This window comes from Micromonospora sp. BRA006-A, assembly GCF_033433935.1.
GTDB lineage: Bacteria > Actinomycetota > Actinomycetes > Mycobacteriales > Micromonosporaceae > Micromonospora > Micromonospora aurantiaca.
Map to the genome: position 1 here is coordinate 2557387 of NZ_JANCLW010000001.1, position 17938 is coordinate 2575324.

Here is a 17938-nt window from a genome sequence, read left to right on the forward strand (position 1 = left end):
ATGATGCGTGGTTTGTGGTCGCGGCGAGTCGGCGTGGTGGGAACTGGCGCCGCGATGCTGTTGGGATTTGCTGCTGTGCCGGCACAGGCGGCGACGATCACCCGGAGTACGACCGGAGCGGCTGGAAGAGCCGTTTACCTGGGGAATGCCAACTGGGAGCTGTTCGCTCGCGACACGCTGTCGGACGGGCACTGTGCGCGTTGGCAGGTGCGCGCACCCGGGGGAACCTCGTGGTCGTGGCAGGGCGATTCCGTATGCACCTCGACGGAGAAGTCCGCGACGTTCGGTGTGTCGGACTACTCCTACCGGATCTGCCGAACCGGGATCGGCAACTGCTCGTCCGCGGCTACGCTACCCTGATCCGTTCATGACCTGGGGGGAGAGGCAGTGCAGTTCTCGAGCCCCCGTCGTGCCGCGGTGGTCGGCAAGCCGATCGCCCACTCGCTCTCTCCGGCGATCCACTCCGCCGGGTACGCGGCGGCCGGGCTGACCGGCTGGTCGTACACCGGGATCGAAGCCGGTGCCGACGAGCTGCCCGGCCTGGTCGCGGGCCTCGGCCCGGAGTGGGCCGGGCTGTCGGTGACCATGCCGGGCAAGGAGGCGGCGCTCGCGCTGGCCGACGAGGTCTCGCCGGTCGCCGCCGCCGTCGGTGCCGCCAACACGCTGGTACGCCGACCCGACGGCACCTGGTACGCGGACAACACCGACGTCACCGGCATGGTCGAGGTGCTCACCGGTGCCGGCTGCGTGGCCGGGGCGGTCGTCACAGTGCTCGGCGCGGGTGGCACCGCCCGGGCCGCGATCGCGGCGGCGGCCCGGATCGGGGCGGCCGAGGTGACAGTGGTGGCACGCCGGCCCGAGGCGGTCGACGAGCTGCGCCCGGTCGCGGCGGCGGCCGGGGTGCCGCTCGCCGGCGCCGAGTGGGACGGCGCACCCTCCCACGCCCGCGCCGACGTGGTGATCTCCACGGTGCCCAAGGGCGTCGCCGACGCGCTCGCGGACAACTTCGACTGGCGGCCGGAGTCGGTCTTCTTCGACGTCGTCTACGACCCGTGGCCGACGCCGCTCGCGGCGGCGGCGCTGGCCGCCGGGTGCCGAGTGGTCTCCGGGCTGGACCTGCTGCTGGCCCAGGCGTTCGGCCAGTTCGAGCAGTTCACCGGCGTCACCGCCCCACGCACCGCGATGCGCGCCGCGCTGCCGGTGTAAGGAAGGGCCCCTTCTTAACGCCTCCGGTAGAGGAAGGGTCCCCTGTTAACACCTCACCGACCGCGCGGGAGACCAGCGCGCGGAGGTGGCCTGTCCGCAGGGCGGGATGCGGCGGGCGGCGTACGCCGGTGACCACCGGGCGTGACAGACTGACCGTCGTGTTGCGCTGGCTGACTGCAGGTGAATCGCACGGACCCGCCCTCGTCGCGATGCTGGAGGGCGTACCCGCCGGCATCGAGGTGACCACCGGGGAGATCTCCGGCGAGCTGGCCCGGCGCCGGCTCGGCTACGGCCGGGGTGCCCGGATGTCGTTCGAGCAGGACGAGGTCGAGATCATCGGCGGGCTCCGGCACGGGGTGACGCTCGGCAGCCCGGTGGCGATCCGGGTCGGCAACTCCGAGTGGCCCAAGTGGCGCACCGTGATGGCCGCCGACCCGGTCGACCCGGAGGAGCTGGCGAGCCAGGCCCGCAACGCACCCCTGACCCGTCCCCGCCCGGGTCACGCCGACCTGGCCGGCATGCAGAAGTACGGCCACACCGACGCCCGGCCGATCCTGGAGCGCGCCAGCGCCCGGGAGACCGCCGCCCGGGTCGCGGTGGGCACCGTCGCCAAGGCGCTCGTCCGTCAGGCGCTCGGCGTCGAGATCGTCTCGCACGTGGTCGAGCTGGGCCCGGTGGCGGTCAAGCCGGGTCTGCGCCCCACGCCGGAGGACGCCGCGCGCATCGACGCCGACCCGCTGCGCTGCCTCGACGCCGAGGCCAGCGCCCGGATGGTCGCCGAGGTCGACGCCGCGAAGAAGGCCGCCGACACGCTCGGCGGCGTGGTCGAGGTGCTCGCGTACGGGGTGCCGCCGGGCCTGGGCAGCCACGTGCAGTGGGACCGCAAGCTCGACGCCCGCCTCGCCACCGCGCTCATGTCGATCCAGGCGATCAAGGGCGTGGAGATCGGCGACGGCTGGCAGCAGGCCCGCTCGCGTGGCTCGGAGGCGCACGACGAGATCGTGCCCACCGCCACCGGCGTGCGGCGGATCACCGACCGGGCCGGTGGCCTGGAGGGCGGCATCACCACCGGTGAGCCGCTGCGGGTGAAGGCGGCCATGAAGCCGATCTCCTCGCTGAACCGGGCCCTCGCGACGATCGACGTGACCACGGGTGAGCCGGCCACCGCGATCAACCAGCGTTCCGACGTGTGCGCGGTGCCGGCCGCGGCGGTGGTGGCCGAGGCGATGGTCGCGCTGGTGCTGGCCGAGGCGGCGGTGGAGAAGTTCGGCGGCGACTCGATCGCCGAGATGCGCCGCAACCTGACCGGTTACCTCGACGGGCTGGTCGTCAAGTGAGCACCCGGCCGGTCTGCGTGCTGGTCGGGGCGCCCGGCTCCGGCAAGACCACAGTCGGAACGGCGCTCGCCGAGGCGCTCGGGGTCGGCTTCCGGGACACCGACGCCGACATCGAGGATCTCGCCGGCAAGCCCATCCCGGAGATCTTCGTGGACGAGGGGGAGGAGCACTTCCGTACCCTCGAACGGGCCGCCGTGGCGGCGGCGCTCGCGTCACACGCGGGCGTGCTCGCGGTCGGCGGCGGCGCGGTCCTGGCCGAGGAGAACCGGGCCGCGTTGATCGGCCACACGGTGGTGCACCTGTCGGTGGAGCTGCCCGACGCGGTCAAGCGGGTCGGTCTGGGCGCCGGGCGGCCGCTGCTCGCGCTGAACCCGCGTGCCACGCTCAAGCACCTGATGGACCAGCGCCGACCGCTCTACGCCGAGGTGGCGACCGCGACGGTGGTCACCGACGGGCGTACGCCGCAGGAGCTGGCCGCGGAGATCGCCGCCCTGCTCAAGCCCTGACACTCGCCTCGCCGCGCTGTGTCCGGCTCCCTCGGTGGAACGCGGTGGGTGTCTCCGGGGCGTTGTGGCACCCGTGGTGTTCCAGTCGGCGTGCATGACGTCGGTGGGTGGAACGCCATGGGCGGGTGAGAAGGCGCGCCGGTCAGGCGTTGGCCGCGGCGGTCCCGGCCGTCCGGCGTCCGGCGCGGCCGCGCCGGGCCGGCTCGGGTCGCCAGGTGGCGAGCAGCGCGAGCGCCAGCGCGATCTCGGCCAGGTCACCCAGGTAGTACATGAGCGTGGCCCCGGCCCGCAGCTCGGCGGCGGTGGCCGGCACGTCCACGAACAGCCCGGCGTAGAGCAGTTGGGCGATGGTGGCGTGCGCCGCCACCCCGACCCCGATCACCACCAGCCGCACCGGTACGCGCGGGCGGTGCGGTCCCGGATCGGGGCCGGCGATCGACCAGGCGAACAGGCAGCCGCTGAGCAGGAAGTGCAGGTTCACCAGCGTGTGCAGGGCCGGGCTGTCCAGCGTGGCCCGGTACAGCGGGGTGAGGTAGAGCAGCCACAGCCCGCCCGCGGTGAGCAGCAGGCCGGTCACCGGGTGGCCGAGCACCCGCGCGACCGGGTGCCGCAGCAGGTGGACCAGGGCCCGGCTGGTGCGCCGGTCCAGCGTGCGCAGCAGCAGCGTGACCGGGGCGCCGAGCACCAGTGCCAGCGGCGCGAGCATGCCGATCAGCAGGTGCTGCCACATGTGCCCGACGAAGTCGCCGGTCGGCCACAGCAGCCCGGTCACCAGCAGCAGCGCGCCCAGCCCGAAGCTCGCCGTGCGAGCGTGCGGCCAGCCCGGCCCGCCCGGGTCGCGCAGTCGCAGCGCGGCGGCCAGGTACGCCCAGAACAGCGCCACCGGGACCAGCGCGGTCACCGGGAAGCCGCCGTCGGCGTGCCCGGCGTGGGCCAGGGCCACTGTCACCGGCGCTCGGGCGCGCAGAGGTCCACGGCCCGGGCCCGGCGCTGGATCACCCAGCCCACGGCGATCAGCACCACCCCGAGGGCCAGGAACCCGAGGTCCCACCAGAGCTGGTTCGGGCCGCCGCGGACGTGGTGGATACCGAGCAGGTGGTGGTCGATGACGCCTTCGACCAGGTTGAACAGGCCCCAGCCGATCAGCGCCCAGCCCCGCAGCATCGGCGAGCGCCACAGCCGGCCCCGGGAGTGTGTGACCCGGGAGTAGAGCAGGGCCAGGCCGGTCAGCACCGCCACCCAGGTGACCACGTGGAACAGGCCGTCCCAGAGCGTGTTCATCTGCAACCCGGGCACGGTGTCCACCGGGTACTCGCGCACGCCGATCCGGTCGCTGCCGGTGCTGCTGAGCATGTGGTGCCATTGGAGGACCTGGTGCAGGACGATGCCGTCGACGAAACCGCCGAGCCCGACGCCGAGGATCGTGGCGGGCAGCCGGATGCTCGTCGCGGACTCCGGGCGGGTCGCGTGTGCCGTCGTCTCGCTCATTCCGGCCGCCCTACCCGCCGTGCGGCCCGGCAAACACCCAGCCAGTGGACAACGGCCGCGCGGGTGCGGCGCGCTGGACTAGGCTGCCCGCGATGGACGAGGTGACCCGGATCCCGGTCGGCGGCGAGCGGCCGTACGACGTGCTCGTGGGACGTGACCTGCTGGACCCGCCGCCCGGGCTGCTGGCCGGCGCCGAGCGGGTGGCCTTCCTGCACGCGCCGCCACTCAAGGCGCTCGCCGACAAGCTCGCCGACGGCGTCCGCGAGGGCGGCGTGACGCCGCTGCTGATCGAGGTGCCGGACGCGGAGGCGGGCAAGCACGTCGACGTGGCGGCGGCCTGCTGGGACCGGCTCGGCGACGCCGGGTTCACCCGTACCGACGCGGTGGTCGGGGTGGGCGGCGGCGCGGTCACCGACCTGGCCGGGTTCGTCGCGGCCACCTGGCTGCGCGGCGTGCGCTGGGTGCCGGTCGCCACGTCGCTGCTCGGCATGGTCGACGCCGCCGTGGGCGGCAAGACCGGCATCAACACCGCTGCCGGCAAGAACCTGGTCGGCGCGTTCCACCCGCCGGCCGGCGTGCTGGCCGACCTGGCGACGCTGGACAGCCTGCCCCCGTCCGACCTGGCCGCCGGCATGGCCGAGGTGGTCAAGTGCGGGTTCATCGCCGACCCGGTCATCCTCGACCTGGTCGAGCGGGACCCGGCCGCCGCGCTGGACCCGGCCGGGCCGGTGCTGCGGGAACTGGTCGAGCGCGCGGTCCGCGTGAAGGCCGGCGTGGTCGCCGGGGACCTGCGCGAATCCGGGGTACGCGAGGTACTCAACTACGGGCACACCCTCGCCCACGCGATCGAGAAGGTGGAGGGCTACCGCTGGCGGCACGGTCACGCCGTGGCGGTCGGCCTGGTCTACGCGGCCACGCTGGCCCGGCTCGCCGGTCGCCTCGGCGCGGCCGACGCCGAGCGGCACCGCCGGGTGCTGACCGCGCTCGACCTGCCGACCGGCTACCGGGCCGACGCCTGGCCGGAACTGCTCGCCGCGATGCAGGTGGACAAGAAGTCCCGGGGCAGCCGGTTGCGGTTCGTGGTGCTCGACGGGCTCGCCCGCCCGGCGATCCTGGAGGCGCCGCCGGACGACCTGCTCGCCGCCGCGTACGCGGAGATCAGCTCGTGAGGGTGTACGTGCTCAACGGGCCGAACCTGGGCCGGCTCGGCACCCGCCAGGTCGACGTGTACGGGGTGACCGGCTACGCCCAGCTCGTGGCCGACTGTGAGCGGCACGGCCGGGAGCTGGGCCTGGACGTGGTGGTCCGGCAGACCGACGCCGAGCACGAGATGCTGGCCTGGCTGCACGAGGCGGCCGACGAGGCGGCGGCGGTGGTGCTGAACCCGGCCGCCTGGTCGCACTACTCGATCGCGGTGCGGGACGCCTGCGCCATGCTGCGCGGCCCGCTGGTCGAAGTGCACATCTCCAACATCCACGCCCGGGAGGAGTTCCGGCACCACTCGGTGGTCTCCGCGGTGGCCACCGGCGTGATCTGCGGCCTGGGCGTGGACGGCTACCGGCTGGCGCTGCACCACCTGGCCGCCCGGCTCGCCGCAGGAGCCTGAGCCGGTCCGTTCCGTGGCGCGAGTCCGATTCGACAGAGCGAGTAGACTTGGACGGTCTGTCCGCCAATTGATGATCAAGGCAGGAAATGGCCACCACCAACGACCTGAAGAACGGCCTGGTACTCAACCTGGACGGCGAGCTGTGGGCCGTCGTCGAGTTCCAGCACGTCAAGCCCGGTAAGGGTGGTGCCTTCGTGCGCACCACGCTGAAGAACGTGCTGTCCGGCAAGGTGGTCGACAAGACCTTCAACGCGGGCACCAAGGTCGAGACCGCGACCGTGGACAAGCGCACCATGCAGTACCTGTACGCCGACGGCGAGGACTACGTCTTCATGGATCTGGAGACGTTCGACCAGATCACCGTCCCCGGCGGCACCGTCGGCGAGGCCGCCAACTACCTCCTCCCCGAGGCCGAGGCGACTGTCGCCACCCACGAGAGCGTGCCGCTGTACATCGAGCTGCCGACCTCGGTCGTGCTCGAGGTCACCTACACCGAGCCGGGCCTGCAGGGCGACCGCTCGACCGGCGGCAACAAGCCGGCCACCGTCGAGACCGGTGCGACCGTGCAGGTGCCGCTGTTCATCACCACCGGTGAGAAGATCAAGGTCGACACCCGCGACGGCCGTTACCTCGGCCGAGCCTGATGGCCGAGGGCCCCAAGCAGCAGATGCCGGCGCGCCGCAAGGCGCGCAAGCGGGCGCTGGACGTGCTCTTCGAGGCCGACCTGCGGGACCGCCCGCCGGTCGAGGTGCTCGCCGGTTACCTGGAACGGATCGAGCAGCCGCGCCCCGACCACCTCGGCTACGCGGTCGGGCTGGTCGAGGGCGTGGCGGCGCACCTCGACCGGATCGACGAGACGATCGCCAGCTACGCCGAGGGGTGGACGCTGGAGCGCATGCCGGTGGTCGACCGCAACCTGGCCCGGATCGCCGTGTACGAGCTGCTCTACGTCGACGAGATCGACGACGCGGTGGCGATCAGTGAGGCCGTGGAGCTGGCCCGGCAGATGTCGACGGACGACTCGCCCCGCTTCCTCAACGGCATCCTCGGCCGGATCGCCGAGTACGCCACGCGCTGACGCGCCGCGACGACGAAGGGCCCGTGCCGGTCGGCACGGGCCCTTTCGTCGTACGGGGGTGTCAGGAGGCGAAGAACGCCCGCGGGTCGGCGACCAGCACGCCGTGCTCGGTCAGCCGCTCGATCAGGCCCGACGGCGAGGCGTCGTAGACGATCGCGAGGGCGCGCAGGTCGTCGGCGCGGATCGAGAGCACCCGGCCGTTGTAGTCGCCGCGCTGCTGCTGGATGGCGCGCGCGTAGCGGGCCACGTACGCGAGGTCCTCGGAGGCCTCGTCGTAGAGCCGCTCCAGGTCCAGCACGATCTTGCTGGTGGGCTCGTGACGCACCCCGCTGCCGTCGGGCAGCAGCTCCGAGACGGGAACGCGGTAGAAGTCGGCCAGCTCCGCCAGGCGGGACACGGTGACGGCGCGGTCGCCGCGCTCGTACGAGCCGACCACCACGGCCTTCCACCGCCCGTTCGACTTCTCCTCCACCCCCTGCAGGGACAGACCCTGCTGCTGGCGGATGGAGCGCAGGCGGGCGCCCAGCGACTTGGCGTATTCAGAGGGCATTCGGACACTCCCAGTGCTGTTCGGGTTCTCCGAGCTATCGCTACGGAGCGTGACGGTACGGGGATTGCGACATGTGGTCAAGTGTTGCCGTCCACCGGGTCCGGCACCCGCGTGTGGCTTGTCCCCATTTCTCCGGGCTGACCAGCAGGTCAGGACCGGCGGCGAGCGGTCCGGTGACCGCTGGTAACGTGGCGTGAAGCCCCGGTCCGGGCCCTGCGGGGACCGGCCGGAGCAGACCAGACGTCCTTTAACGACCCGTCCCGTGAGGCGGGGAAGGAGGTCCGCCGTGGCCTACCCGTCGGCTGCCCACTCGTCGCCGCCGCGACAACCCTCGGTGAAGGTGATCCTCGCCGCAGCGGACGTGTCGCGGGTGGTCGACCGCATCGCCCACCAGATCCTGGAGAAGACCCAGGGCGCCGCCGGCACCGTGCTGCTGGGCATCCCCACCCGGGGTGTGCCGCTGGCCCACCGCCTCGCCGCCCGGATCAGCACCTTCGAGGACGTCACCGTCCCGGTCGGCGTGCTCGACATCACGCTCTACCGCGACGACCTGCGCCGGCACGCCACCCGCGCGGTCGGCCCGACCGACCTGCCGAGCGGCGGGATCGACGGCAAGCGGGTGATCCTCGTCGACGACGTGCTGTTCTCCGGCCGTACCGTGCGGGCCGCGCTGGACGCGCTCAGCGACGTCGGCCGCCCGGCGTCCGTGCAGCTCGCGGTCCTGGTCGACCGCGGCCACCGCCAGCTGCCGATCCGCGCCGACTACGTCGGCAAGAACATCCCCACCGCGCTGGCCGAGAACGTCAAGGTCACCCTCGCCGAGACCGACGGCACGGACGAGGTCAAGTTGTACGGGGGTACACCCGCATGATCCGGCACCTGCTCTCCGGCGCCGACCTGGACGCCGGCACCGCCACCCTGGTCCTGGACACCGCCGCGGAGATGGCGACGGTGGCCGGGCGTGAGGTCAAGAAGCTGCCAGCGCTGCGCGGGCGCACCGTGGTCAACCTCTTCTACGAGGACTCCACCCGGACCCGGATCTCGTTCGAGGCGGCCGCCAAGCGGCTCAGCGCCGACGTGATCAACTTCTCCGCCAAGGGCTCCAGCGTGGCCAAGGGGGAGAGCCTGAAGGACACCGCGCTCACGCTCCAGGCGATGGGCGCGGACGCGGTGGTCGTCCGGCACCCCGCCTCCGGCGCGCCGCACCGGCTCGCGGAGTGGGTCGACGGGTCGGTCGTGAACGCCGGTGACGGCACCCACGAGCACCCCACCCAGGCGCTGCTCGACGCGTACACGATGCGGTCCCGGCTGGGCCGGCTCGAGGGCCTGCACGTGGCGATCGTCGGCGACGTGCTGCACTCCCGGGTGGCCCGCTCGAACGTGCTGCTGCTGTCCACGCTCGGCGCGAAGGTCACCCTGGTCGGCCCGCCCACGCTCATCCCTGTCGACATCGCCGCCGCCCTGGCGCCCGGCACCGACGTCTGTTACGACCTCGACACCGTTCTCCCAGGTGTGGACGTGGTGATGATGCTGCGGGTGCAGCGCGAGCGGATGGGCGACTCCTACTTCCCGTCGGCCCGCGAGTACGCCCGCCGCTACGGGCTCGACGGGCCGCGCATGCGCCGGCTGCCCGAGCACGCGATCGTCATGCACCCCGGACCGATGAACCGGGGCATGGAGATCACGCCCGAGGTGGCCGACTCGCCCCGCTCCACCATCGTCGAACAGGTCACCAACGGGGTCTCCGTGCGGATGGCCGTGCTCTACCTGCTGCTCGGAGGGAACAACCGGTGACCGCGTACCTCATCACAGGCGTCAGTGTGGTCGGCGGCGAGCCGACCGACCTGCTCATCCGCGACGGCGTGGTGGCCGGGACGGGCCGCGGGCTCGCCGCGGACGACGCCACAGTCATCGACGCGACCGGCCTGGTCGCGCTGCCCGGCCTGGTCGACCTGCACACCCACCTGCGCGAGCCCGGCCGGGAGGACGCCGAGACGGTCGAGTCCGGCTCCCGGGCGGCGGCGCTCGGCGGCTACACGGCGGTCTGCGCCATGGCGAACACCTCGCCGGTCGCGGACACCGCCGGCGTGGTCGAGCAGGTCTGGCGGCTCGGCCGGGAGGCCGGCCTGGTCGACGTGCAGCCGATCGGCGCGGTCACCGTCGGGCTGGCCGGCGAGCGCCTGGCCGAGCTGGGCGCGATGGCCGACTCGGCCGCCGGGGTGCGGATCTTCTCCGACGACGGGCACTGCGTGTCCGACCCGCGGCTGATGCGCCGGGCGCTGGAGTACGTCAAGGCGTTCGACGGCGTGATCGCCCAGCACGCCGAGGAGCCCCGGCTCACCGAGGGCGCGCAGATGCACGAGGGCGAGGTGTCCACCCGCCTCGGCCTGACCGGCTGGCCGGCCGTCGCCGAGGAGGCGATCATCGCCCGGGACGTGCTGCTCGCCGAGCACGTCGGCAGCCGCCTGCACGTCTGCCACGTCTCCACCGCCGGCAGCGTCGAGGTGCTGCGCCAGGCAAAGGCACGCGGGGTACGCGTCACCGCCGAGGTGACGCCGCACCACCTGCTGCTGACCGACGCCAAGGCGGAGAGTTACGACCCGGTCTTCAAGGTCAACCCGCCGCTGCGTACCGCCGCCGACATCGCCGCGCTGCGGGAGGCGCTGGCCGAGGGCGTGATCGACATCATCGCCACCGACCACGCGCCGCACGCGGTGGAGGACAAGGAGTGCGAGTGGGCGTACGCCCGGCCCGGCATGCTCGGCCTGGAGACCGCCCTGTCCATCGCGCTCGACGTGTTCGGCCCCCGCTGGGATCTGATCGCCGAGCGGATGTCCCGCACGCCGGCCCGGATCGCCGGGCTGACCGGGCACGGCCTCGACCCGGCGCCCGGCGTACCGGCCAACCTGACCCTGGTCGACCCGGCCGCCCGGCGCGTCATCGAACCGGCGGAGCTGGCCAGTCGCAGTCGCAACACCCCGTACGCCCGCATGACGCTGCCGGGTCGCATCGTGGCGACCTTCCTGCGCGGCGAGCCGACGGTCCTGGACGGAAAGGCTGTCAAGTGATCCGAGCGAGGAACGTAGCGGAGCGGAGTCCCGCAGTCCGGATCGAAGGAGACACAGTGATCCGAGCGAGGAACGCAGCGGAGCGGAGTCCCGCAGTCGCGAACGAAAGGCGGGCACAGTGAAGCGACGGCCTGCAATTCTCGTCCTCGAGGACGGGCGCACGTTCCACGGCGAGGCGTACGGCAGCGTCGGGGAGACCTTCGGCGAGGCGGTCTTCAACACCGGCATGACCGGTTACCAGGAGACGCTCACCGACCCGTCGTACCACAGGCAGGTGGTGGTGCAGACCGCGCCGCACATCGGCAACACCGGCGTCAACGGCGAGGACGACGAGTCCGACCGGATCTGGGTGGCCGGGTACGTGGTGCGCGACCCGGCCCGGATCAGCTCCAACTGGCGGGCCGGCGGCGGCCTGGAGGACCGGCTCGCCGCCGAGGGCGTCGTCGGCATCAGCGGCGTGGACACCCGGGCGCTGACCCGGCACCTGCGTGAGCGCGGCGCGATGCGGGTCGGCATCTCCAGCGTCGACGACGACCCGGCCGCCCTGCTGGAGCGGGTCCGCCGGTCGCCGCAGATGGTCGGCGCGAACCTGTCCGACGAGGTGACCACCGCCAAGCCGTACGTCGTGCAGGCGCAGGGCGAGCACCGATTCACGGTGGCCGCGGTGGACCTGGGCATCAAGCGCAACGTGCCGCGCCGGCTCGCCGCCCGCGGCGTCACCACCCACGTGCTGCCCGCCGGGTCGACGATCGAGGATCTGCTCGCCACCGGCGCGGACGCGGTCTTCTTCTCGCCCGGCCCGGGCGACCCGGCGACCGCCGACGGCCCGGTGGCGCTGGCCCGGGAGGTGCTGACCCGGCGGATCCCGCTGTTCGGCATCTGCTTCGGCAGCCAGATCCTCGGCCGGGCGCTCGGCTTCGGCACCTACAAGCTGGGGTACGGCCACCGCGGCATCAACCAGCCGGTGCTCGACCGGGCCACCGGCAAGGTCGAGGTGACAAGCCACAACCACGGCTTCGCGGTGCAGGTGCCGGGTGCCGGGGACGGCGCGGTGGTGCCGGATCAGGTGATCGAGACCGAGTTCGGCGGTGTCCAGGTGTCACACGTCTGCCTCAATGACAACGTGGTCGAGGGGCTGCGGGCCGTGGACGTGCCCGCCTTCACCGTCCAGTACCACCCGGAGGCGGCGGCCGGCCCGCACGACGCGGACTACCTCTTCGACCGTTTCGCCGAGTTGATCGAAGGCCGTGGCTTCGACCGGAAGCAGAGTGAAGGCGGAAAGAATGCCTAAGCGGACCGACCTCAAGCACGTCCTGGTGATCGGCTCCGGGCCGATCGTGATCGGACAGGCCTGCGAGTTCGACTACTCCGGCACCCAGGCCTGCCGGGTGCTGCGCAGCGAGGGGATCCGGGTCAGCCTGGTCAACTCGAACCCGGCGACGATCATGACGGACCCGGAGTTCGCCGACGCCACGTACGTCGAGCCGATCACGCGTGAGTTCGTCGAGCTGGTCATCGCCAAGGAGCGCCCCGACGCGCTGCTGCCGACGCTCGGCGGGCAGACCGCGCTGAACACCGCTGTCGCCCTGCACGAGGCGGGCGTGCTGGAGAAGTACGGCGTCGAGCTGATCGGCGCGAACATCGAGGCGATCAACCGGGGCGAGGACCGGCAGCTGTTCAAGGAGATCGTCGCGAAGGCCGGCGTACGGCTGGGCCTGGACGATCCGTCGGCGCTGGTGCCGCGGTCGCGGGTCTGCCACTCGATGGACGAGGTCCGCGAGACGGTCGCCGACCTGGGCCTGCCGGTGGTCATCCGGCCGTCGTTCACCATGGGCGGCCTCGGTTCCGGTATGGCGCACACCGACGAGGACCTGGAGCGCATCGCCGGGTCCGGCCTGGTGGCCAGCCCGGTGCACGAGGTGCTCATCGAGGAGAGCGTGCTCGGCTGGAAGGAGTACGAGCTCGAACTGATGCGCGACCGCCACGACAACGTGGTGGTGGTCTGCTCGATCGAGAACGTCGACCCGATGGGCGTGCACACCGGCGACAGCGTCACCGTCGCCCCGTCGATGACGCTCACCGACCGGGAGTACCAGCGGCTGCGTGACCTCGGCATCGCGGTGCTGCGCGAGGTCGGTGTGGACACCGGCGGCTGCAACATCCAGTTCGCGGTGAACCCGGCCGACGGCCGGATCGTCGTGATCGAGATGAACCCGCGGGTGTCGCGTTCCTCGGCGCTGGCGTCGAAGGCGACCGGCTTCCCGATCGCGAAGATCGCCGCGAAGCTCGCCATCGGCTACACGCTCGACGAGATCCCCAACGACATCACGCTGAAGACGCCCGCCGCGTTCGAGCCGACGCTCGACTACGTGGTGGTGAAGATCCCCCGGTTCGCGTTCGAGAAGTTCCCCGGCGCCGACCCGGAGCTGACCACCACGATGAAGTCGGTGGGCGAGGCGATGAGCCTGGGCCGCAACTTCACCGAGGCGCTGAACAAGGCGATGCGCTCGATGGAGACCAAGTCATCCGGTTTCTGGACCACTCCGGACCCGGAGGGCGCGACGAAGGAGAACACCCTCGCGGCGCTGCGCACGCCGCACGACGGCCGGCTCTACACGGTCGAGCGGGCGCTGCGTCTCGGCGCGTCGATCGCCGAGGTGTCCGAGGCGTCCGGCGGCATGGACCCGTGGTTCCTGGACCAGATCGCCTCGCTGGTCGAGCTGCGCGCCGAGATCGTGGACGCGCCGGTGCTCGACGCCGCCCTGCTGCGCCGCGCCAAGCGGGCCGGCCTGTCCGACCGGCAGCTCGCCGCGCTGCGTCCCGAGCTGGCCGCCGAGGACGGCGTCCGGACGCTGCGGCACCGGCTCGGCGTCCGGCCGGTCTACAAGACGGTGGACACCTGCGCGGCCGAGTTCGAGGCGACCACGCCGTACCACTACTCGACATACGACTCGGAGACCGAGGTGGCGCCCTCGGCGCGGCCGAAGGTGCTCATCCTGGGCTCCGGGCCGAACCGGATCGGTCAGGGCATCGAGTTCGACTACTCGTGTGTGCACGCCGTCCAGGCCCTCCGGGCCGTGGACTACGAGACCGTCATGGTCAACTGCAACCCGGAGACCGTCTCCACCGACTACGACACCGCCGACCGGCTCTACTTCGAGCCGCTGACGTTCGAGGACGTGCTGGAGGTCTGGCACGCCGAGGACTCCTCCGGCAAGGAGGCGGGCGGCCCCGGCGTCATCGGGGTGATCGTGCAGCTCGGCGGCCAGACCCCGCTGGGCCTGGCGCAGCGGCTCAAGAACGCCGGGGTGCCGATCGTCGGCACCTCCCCGGAGTCGATCCACCTGGCCGAGGAGCGCGGCGCGTTCGGCGCGGTGCTGGCCCGGGCCGGGCTGCGCGCGCCCGCGCACGGCATGGCCACCTCGTACGACGAGGCGAAGGCGATCGCCGACGAGATCGGGTACCCGGTGCTGGTCCGCCCCTCGTACGTGCTCGGCGGGCGCGGCATGGAGATCGTCTACGACGACGCCACGCTGCGCGACTACATCGGCCGGGCCACCGCCATCTCGCCGGACCGCCCGGTGCTGGTGGACCGGTTCCTGGACGACGCCATCGAGATCGACGTGGACGCGCTCGTGGACGCCGACGGCGACGTCTACCTGGGCGGCGTGATGGAGCACATCGAGGAGGCCGGCATCCACTCCGGCGACTCGTCCTGCGCGCTGCCGCCGATCACCCTGGCCGGCTCGCACCTGGCCCAGGTGCGGCACTACACCGAGCAGATCGCCCGCGGCATCGGGGTGCGCGGCCTGCTGAACGTCCAGTACGCGTTGCAGGGCGACATGCTCTACGTGCTGGAGGCCAACCCGCGCGCCTCCCGGACCGTACCGTTCGTCTCGAAGGCCACCGCGGTGCCGCTGGCGAAGGCGGCGGCCCGGATCGCGCTCGGCGCCACCGTCGCGCAGCTGCGCGCCGAGGGGATGCTGCCGCCCACCGGCGACGGCGGCACCATGCCGGCCGACGCGCCGATCGCGGTCAAGGAGGCGGTGCTGCCATTCAAGCGGTTCCGCACCCCGTCCGGCAAGGGCATCGACGTGCTGCTCGGCCCGGAGATGAAGTCCACCGGCGAGGTGATGGGCATCGACACCGGCTTCGGCCAGGCGTTCGCCAAGTCGCAGGCCGCCGCGTACGGGTCGCTGCCCACCGCCGGGAAGATCTTCGTCTCGGTCGCCAACCGGGACAAGCGTGGCATGATCTTCCCGATCAAGCGCCTGGCCGACCTGGGCTTCGAGATCGTGGCCACCACCGGCACGGCCGAGGTGCTGCGCCGGCACGGCATCGCCTGCGAGCAGATCCGCAAGCACTACGAGTCGGGTGAGGGCGCGGACGCGGTGTCGCTGATCCTCGGCGGGGACGTGGCGCTAGTGGTGAACACGCCGCAGGGCTCCGGGGCGAGTGCCCGTTCCGACGGGTACGAGATCCGCAGCGCGGCGGTGAGCGTGGACATCCCGTGCGTCACGACGGTGCCCGGCGCCGCCGCCGCGGTCATGGGCATCGAGGCCCGCATCCGGGGCGACCTGAAGGTCCGCCCGCTGCAGGACCTGCACGCCGCCCTGCGGGCGGGCGAGTGACACCGCGCCTGAACGCGCCGATCATGAGGTTGGCGGCGATGTGGATCTCCAAATCCGCCGCCAACTTCATGATCAACGGGGAGACCGGGGAGACCGGGGAGACCGGGGAGACCGGGGAGACCGGGGAGACCGGGGAGACCGGGCGGGCCGGGCGGGCCGGGCGGGCCGGGGRGGCCGGGGAGATCGGGTGGGGGGCCGACCGCGCCTGAACGCGCCGATCATGAGGTTGGCGGCGATGTGGATCTCCAAATCCGCCGCCAACTTCATGATCAACGGGGAGACCGGGGAGACCGGGGAGACCGGGGAGACCGGGGAGACCGGGGAGACCGGGCGGGCCGGGCGGGCCGGGCGGGCCGGGGAGATCGGGTGGGGGGCCGGGGCGTGATCTTCGAGAAGGTGGTGCGGCCCCGGTTGTTCTCGCTCGCGGGCGGGGACGCCGAGGGGGCGCACGAGTGGACGCTGGCGCGGCTGGCCGCGGTGTCCCGCCGGCCGGCGGTCCTCGCGGCGCTGCGCGCGGCGTACTTCCGGTCGGCACCGCGCACCGTGTTCGGTGTGCGCTTCCCCAACCCGGTCGGACTGGCGGCCGGGATGGACAAGAACGGACTCGCGTTGCCGGCCTGGCCGGCGCTGGGCTTCGGCTTCGTCGAGGTCGGCACCGTGACCGCGCACGCCCAGCCGGGCAACCCCCGGCCCCGGCTGTTCCGGCTGCGCGACAGCGAAGCCGTGATCAACCGGATGGGCTTCAACAACGCCGGCGCCGAGGCGCTGGCGGACCGGCTGGCCGCGTCGCCGCGCCCGCTCGGCGTGCCGCTGGGCATCTCGCTCGGCAAGTCCAAGGTGACCCCGCTGGACGAGGCGGTCGAGGACTACCTCGCGTCCTACCGGGCGCTCAAGGAACACGGCGACTACTTCGCGGTCAACGTGTCCTCACCGAACACTCCCGGGCTGCGGTCGCTTCAGGACCGGTCCCATCTGGACGCCCTGCTCGCCGCGCTGGTGGGGGAGAAGCCGGTACTGGTGAAGATCGCCCCGGACCTCACCGAGCCGGTCGTGGCCGAGCTGCTGGAGGTGTGCCTCGACCGGGGCGCGGCCGGGGTCATCGCCACGAACACCACGCTCGGCCGCGACGGGCTCGCCCCGGCCGACCGGGAGCGCGCCGCCGAGGCCGGCGGTCTGTCCGGCCGGCCGCTGACCGCCCGGGCCCGGGAGATGGTCGCGTTCGTGCACCGGGAGACCGGCGGCCGGCTACCGGTGATCGGCGTGGGCGGCATCCTGCACCCGGACGACGCGGCACGCATGTTCGACGCTGGTGCCTCCCTGCTCCAGCTCTACACCGGCTTCATCTACCGCGGCCCCGCCCTGACCCGGGCCATCACCCGAACAGCCACCCGACCCTGACCCCGCCCTCGCCCCGCCCTCGCCCCGACCCCGCGCGATCTTGCACTTCCCGCCCCGGCATACCACCGCGTTCCGGACGCGGCGAGGGCGGCAACTGCAAGATCAGCGGGGAGAGGGGGCGGGGGGAGCGGGGAGGGAGAGGGGGCGAAGGAGGAGGAGACGTGACGCCTGAGGAGATTCTGGAAGCCGACCGGCGGCACGTGTGGCACCCGTACGCCCCGATGCCGGGAGCCGGCGCGCCGTACGTGGTCGAGAGCGCGGCGGGCGTGCGGCTGCGGCTGGCGGACGGGCGGGAACTCGTCGACGGCATGTCGTCCTGGTGGGCGGCGATCCACGGCTACCGGCACCCGGCGCTTGACGCCGCGGTGACCGACCAGCTCGGCCGGATGAGCCACGTGATGTTCGGTGGGCTCACCCACGAGCCCGCGGTACGCCTGGCGCGCACGCTCGTCGAGCTGACCCCGGACGGCCTGGAACACGTCTTCCTGGCCGATTCCGGCTCGGTGAGCGTCGAGGTGGCGGTGAAGATGTGCCTGCAGTACCAGCGGGCGCGAGGGCGTCCGCAGCGCCGCCGGCTGGGCACCTGGCGGGGCGGCTACCACGGCGACACGTTCCACCCGATGAGCGTGTGCGACCCGGAGGGCGGCATGCACCACCTCTGGGGCGACGTGCTGCCCCGGCAGGTGTTCGCGCCGGTGCCGCCGCCCGGCTTCGACGCGACGCCGGACCCGGCGTACGAGGCGGCGCTGGTGGACGCGGTGGAGCGGCACGCCGACGAGCTGGCCGCGGTGATCGTGGAGCCGGTGGTCCAGGGCGCCGGCGGGATGCGGTTCCACCACCCGCACTACCTGCGCGTACTGCGCGAGGTGACCCGGCGGCACGGCATCCTGCTGGTCTTCGACGAGATCGCCACCGGCTTCGGCCGGACCGGCCGGATGTTCGCCGCCGAGCACGCCGGTGTCGCCCCGGACGTGCTCTGCGTCGGCAAGGCGCTCACCGGCGGCTACCTGACACTCGCGGCGGCGCTGTGCACGCCCGAGGTGGCGAGGGCGATCWCMGCSSMSSSGSGA

General features: G+C 72.7%; 19 protein-coding genes. 16 read left to right on the forward strand and 3 right to left on the reverse strand.

Annotated elements, in window-relative coordinates:
• The first annotated feature begins 387 nt into the window (after nt 1–387).
• From NMK34_RS12200 to NMK34_RS12210, 3 genes are all read left to right on the forward strand, one after another.
• On the forward strand, nt 388–1206 hold the full coding sequence (locus tag NMK34_RS12200; RefSeq protein ID WP_318333470.1) for a shikimate dehydrogenase: 819 nt from the start codon (nt 388–390) through the stop codon (nt 1204–1206).
• 158 nt (nt 1207–1364) lie between these two features.
• Nucleotides 1365–2543 carry a chorismate synthase gene (gene aroC / locus NMK34_RS12205; RefSeq protein ID WP_318333471.1) on the forward strand — a complete coding sequence of 393 codons (1179 nt, stop codon included), beginning with the start codon at nt 1365–1367 and terminating at the stop codon, nt 2541–2543.
• Nucleotides 2540–3049 carry a shikimate kinase gene (locus NMK34_RS12210; protein ID WP_318333472.1) on the forward strand — a complete coding sequence of 170 codons (510 nt, stop codon included), beginning with the start codon at nt 2540–2542 and terminating at the stop codon, nt 3047–3049. Before aroC ends, NMK34_RS12210 begins: the two co-directional genes overlap by 4 nt.
• 142 nt (nt 3050–3191) lie before the next feature.
• Here NMK34_RS12210 and NMK34_RS12215 read toward each other — a convergent pair whose 3' ends face one another.
• Complete coding sequence (locus NMK34_RS12215; protein WP_318333473.1) at nt 3192–3998, reverse strand: cytochrome c oxidase assembly protein; 807 nt, start codon at nt 3996–3998, stop codon at nt 3192–3194.
• A complete protein-coding gene (locus tag NMK34_RS12220; protein WP_318333474.1) occupies nt 3995–4537 on the reverse strand; it encodes a DUF2243 domain-containing protein in 543 nt (180 codons plus the stop codon). The genes NMK34_RS12215 and NMK34_RS12220 overlap by 4 nt, the downstream gene beginning before the upstream one ends.
• Before the next feature lie 92 nt (nt 4538–4629).
• Between NMK34_RS12220 and aroB the strand changes: the two genes are divergently transcribed.
• The 4 genes from aroB to nusB all read left to right on the forward strand — a co-directional run bounded on the left by aroB (nt 4630) and on the right by nusB (nt 7221).
• Nucleotides 4630–5706 carry a 3-dehydroquinate synthase gene (gene aroB, locus NMK34_RS12225; protein WP_318333475.1) on the forward strand — a complete coding sequence of 359 codons (1077 nt, stop codon included), beginning with the start codon at nt 4630–4632 and terminating at the stop codon, nt 5704–5706.
• Entirely contained in the window at nt 5703–6143 is a 441-nt protein-coding gene (aroQ, locus tag NMK34_RS12230; protein ID WP_282313892.1) for a type II 3-dehydroquinate dehydratase, read from the forward strand. Before aroB ends, aroQ begins: the two co-directional genes overlap by 4 nt.
• A gap of 86 nt (nt 6144–6229) precedes the next feature.
• Complete coding sequence (efp, locus tag NMK34_RS12235; RefSeq protein ID WP_013285503.1) at nt 6230–6787, forward strand: elongation factor P; 558 nt, start codon at nt 6230–6232, stop codon at nt 6785–6787.
• Between the two features lie 23 nt (nt 6788–6810).
• Entirely contained in the window at nt 6811–7221 is a 411-nt protein-coding gene (gene nusB / locus NMK34_RS12240) for a transcription antitermination factor NusB (protein ID WP_174361785.1), read from the forward strand.
• Between the two features lie 61 nt (nt 7222–7282).
• Here nusB and NMK34_RS12245 read toward each other — a convergent pair whose 3' ends face one another.
• Nucleotides 7283–7771 (reverse strand): transcriptional regulator, encoded by a 489-nt coding sequence (locus NMK34_RS12245; protein WP_013285505.1) that lies wholly within the window; start codon nt 7769–7771, stop codon nt 7283–7285.
• Nucleotides 7772–8057: 286 nt separating this feature from the next.
• Between NMK34_RS12245 and pyrR the strand changes: the two genes are divergently transcribed.
• The 9 genes from pyrR to bioA form a co-directional block, all read left to right on the forward strand.
• Nucleotides 8058–8642, forward strand: a complete 585-nt coding sequence (pyrR, locus tag NMK34_RS12250; protein ID WP_318333476.1) for a bifunctional pyr operon transcriptional regulator/uracil phosphoribosyltransferase PyrR — start codon at nt 8058–8060, stop codon at nt 8640–8642.
• The gene (locus NMK34_RS12255) at nt 8639–9565 is read left to right on the forward strand and encodes an aspartate carbamoyltransferase catalytic subunit (RefSeq protein WP_318333477.1); all 927 of its coding nucleotides are present in this window, start codon (nt 8639–8641) and stop codon (nt 9563–9565) included. The genes pyrR and NMK34_RS12255 overlap by 4 nt, the downstream gene beginning before the upstream one ends.
• Nucleotides 9562–10839, forward strand: a complete 1278-nt coding sequence (locus NMK34_RS12260) for a dihydroorotase (RefSeq protein WP_318333478.1) — start codon at nt 9562–9564, stop codon at nt 10837–10839. The genes NMK34_RS12255 and NMK34_RS12260 overlap by 4 nt, the downstream gene beginning before the upstream one ends.
• Before the next feature lie 118 nt (nt 10840–10957).
• Complete coding sequence (gene carA, locus NMK34_RS12265; RefSeq protein WP_318333479.1) at nt 10958–12130, forward strand: glutamine-hydrolyzing carbamoyl-phosphate synthase small subunit; 1173 nt, start codon at nt 10958–10960, stop codon at nt 12128–12130.
• Nucleotides 12123–15470, forward strand: a complete 3348-nt coding sequence (gene carB, locus NMK34_RS12270) for a carbamoyl-phosphate synthase large subunit (protein WP_318333480.1) — start codon at nt 12123–12125, stop codon at nt 15468–15470. Before carA ends, carB begins: the two co-directional genes overlap by 8 nt.
• A gap of 38 nt (nt 15471–15508) precedes the next feature.
• A complete protein-coding gene (locus tag NMK34_RS12275; RefSeq protein ID WP_318333481.1) occupies nt 15509–15679 on the forward strand; it encodes a hypothetical protein in 171 nt (56 codons plus the stop codon).
• A 26-nt stretch (nt 15680–15705) separates the two neighbouring features.
• Nucleotides 15706–15855, forward strand: coding sequence for a hypothetical protein (locus tag NMK34_RS12280; protein WP_318333482.1), 150 nt, complete (start codon nt 15706–15708; stop codon nt 15853–15855).
• Nucleotides 15852–16868 (forward strand): quinone-dependent dihydroorotate dehydrogenase, encoded by a 1017-nt coding sequence (locus tag NMK34_RS12285; protein WP_318333483.1) that lies wholly within the window; start codon nt 15852–15854, stop codon nt 16866–16868. The genes NMK34_RS12280 and NMK34_RS12285 overlap by 4 nt, the downstream gene beginning before the upstream one ends.
• A 161-nt stretch (nt 16869–17029) precedes the next feature.
• The coding region (bioA, locus tag NMK34_RS12290; RefSeq protein ID WP_318333484.1) for an adenosylmethionine--8-amino-7-oxononanoate transaminase at nt 17030–17938 on the forward strand (909 nt) is incomplete at its 3' end.

Coding starts and splice junctions, on each gene's coding strand:
- nusB (WP_174361785.1), top strand. CDS start 6,811: ATGCCGGCGCGCCGCAAGGCGCGCAAGCGGGCGCTGGACGTGCTCTTC.
- carB (WP_318333480.1), top strand. CDS start 12,123: ATGCCTAAGCGGACCGACCTCAAGCACGTCCTGGTGATCGGCTCCGGG.
- NMK34_RS12280 (WP_318333482.1), top strand. CDS start 15,706: ATGTGGATCTCCAAATCCGCCGCCAACTTCATGATCAACGGGGAGACC.
- NMK34_RS12245 (WP_013285505.1), bottom strand. CDS start 7,771: ATGCCCTCTGAATACGCCAAGTCGCTGGGCGCCCGCCTGCGCTCCATC.
- NMK34_RS12255 (WP_318333477.1), top strand. CDS start 8,639: ATGATCCGGCACCTGCTCTCCGGCGCCGACCTGGACGCCGGCACCGCC.
- NMK34_RS12220 (WP_318333474.1), bottom strand. CDS start 4,537: ATGAGCGAGACGACGGCACACGCGACCCGCCCGGAGTCCGCGACGAGC.
- aroB (WP_318333475.1), top strand. CDS start 4,630: ATGGACGAGGTGACCCGGATCCCGGTCGGCGGCGAGCGGCCGTACGAC.
- efp (WP_013285503.1), top strand. CDS start 6,230: ATGGCCACCACCAACGACCTGAAGAACGGCCTGGTACTCAACCTGGAC.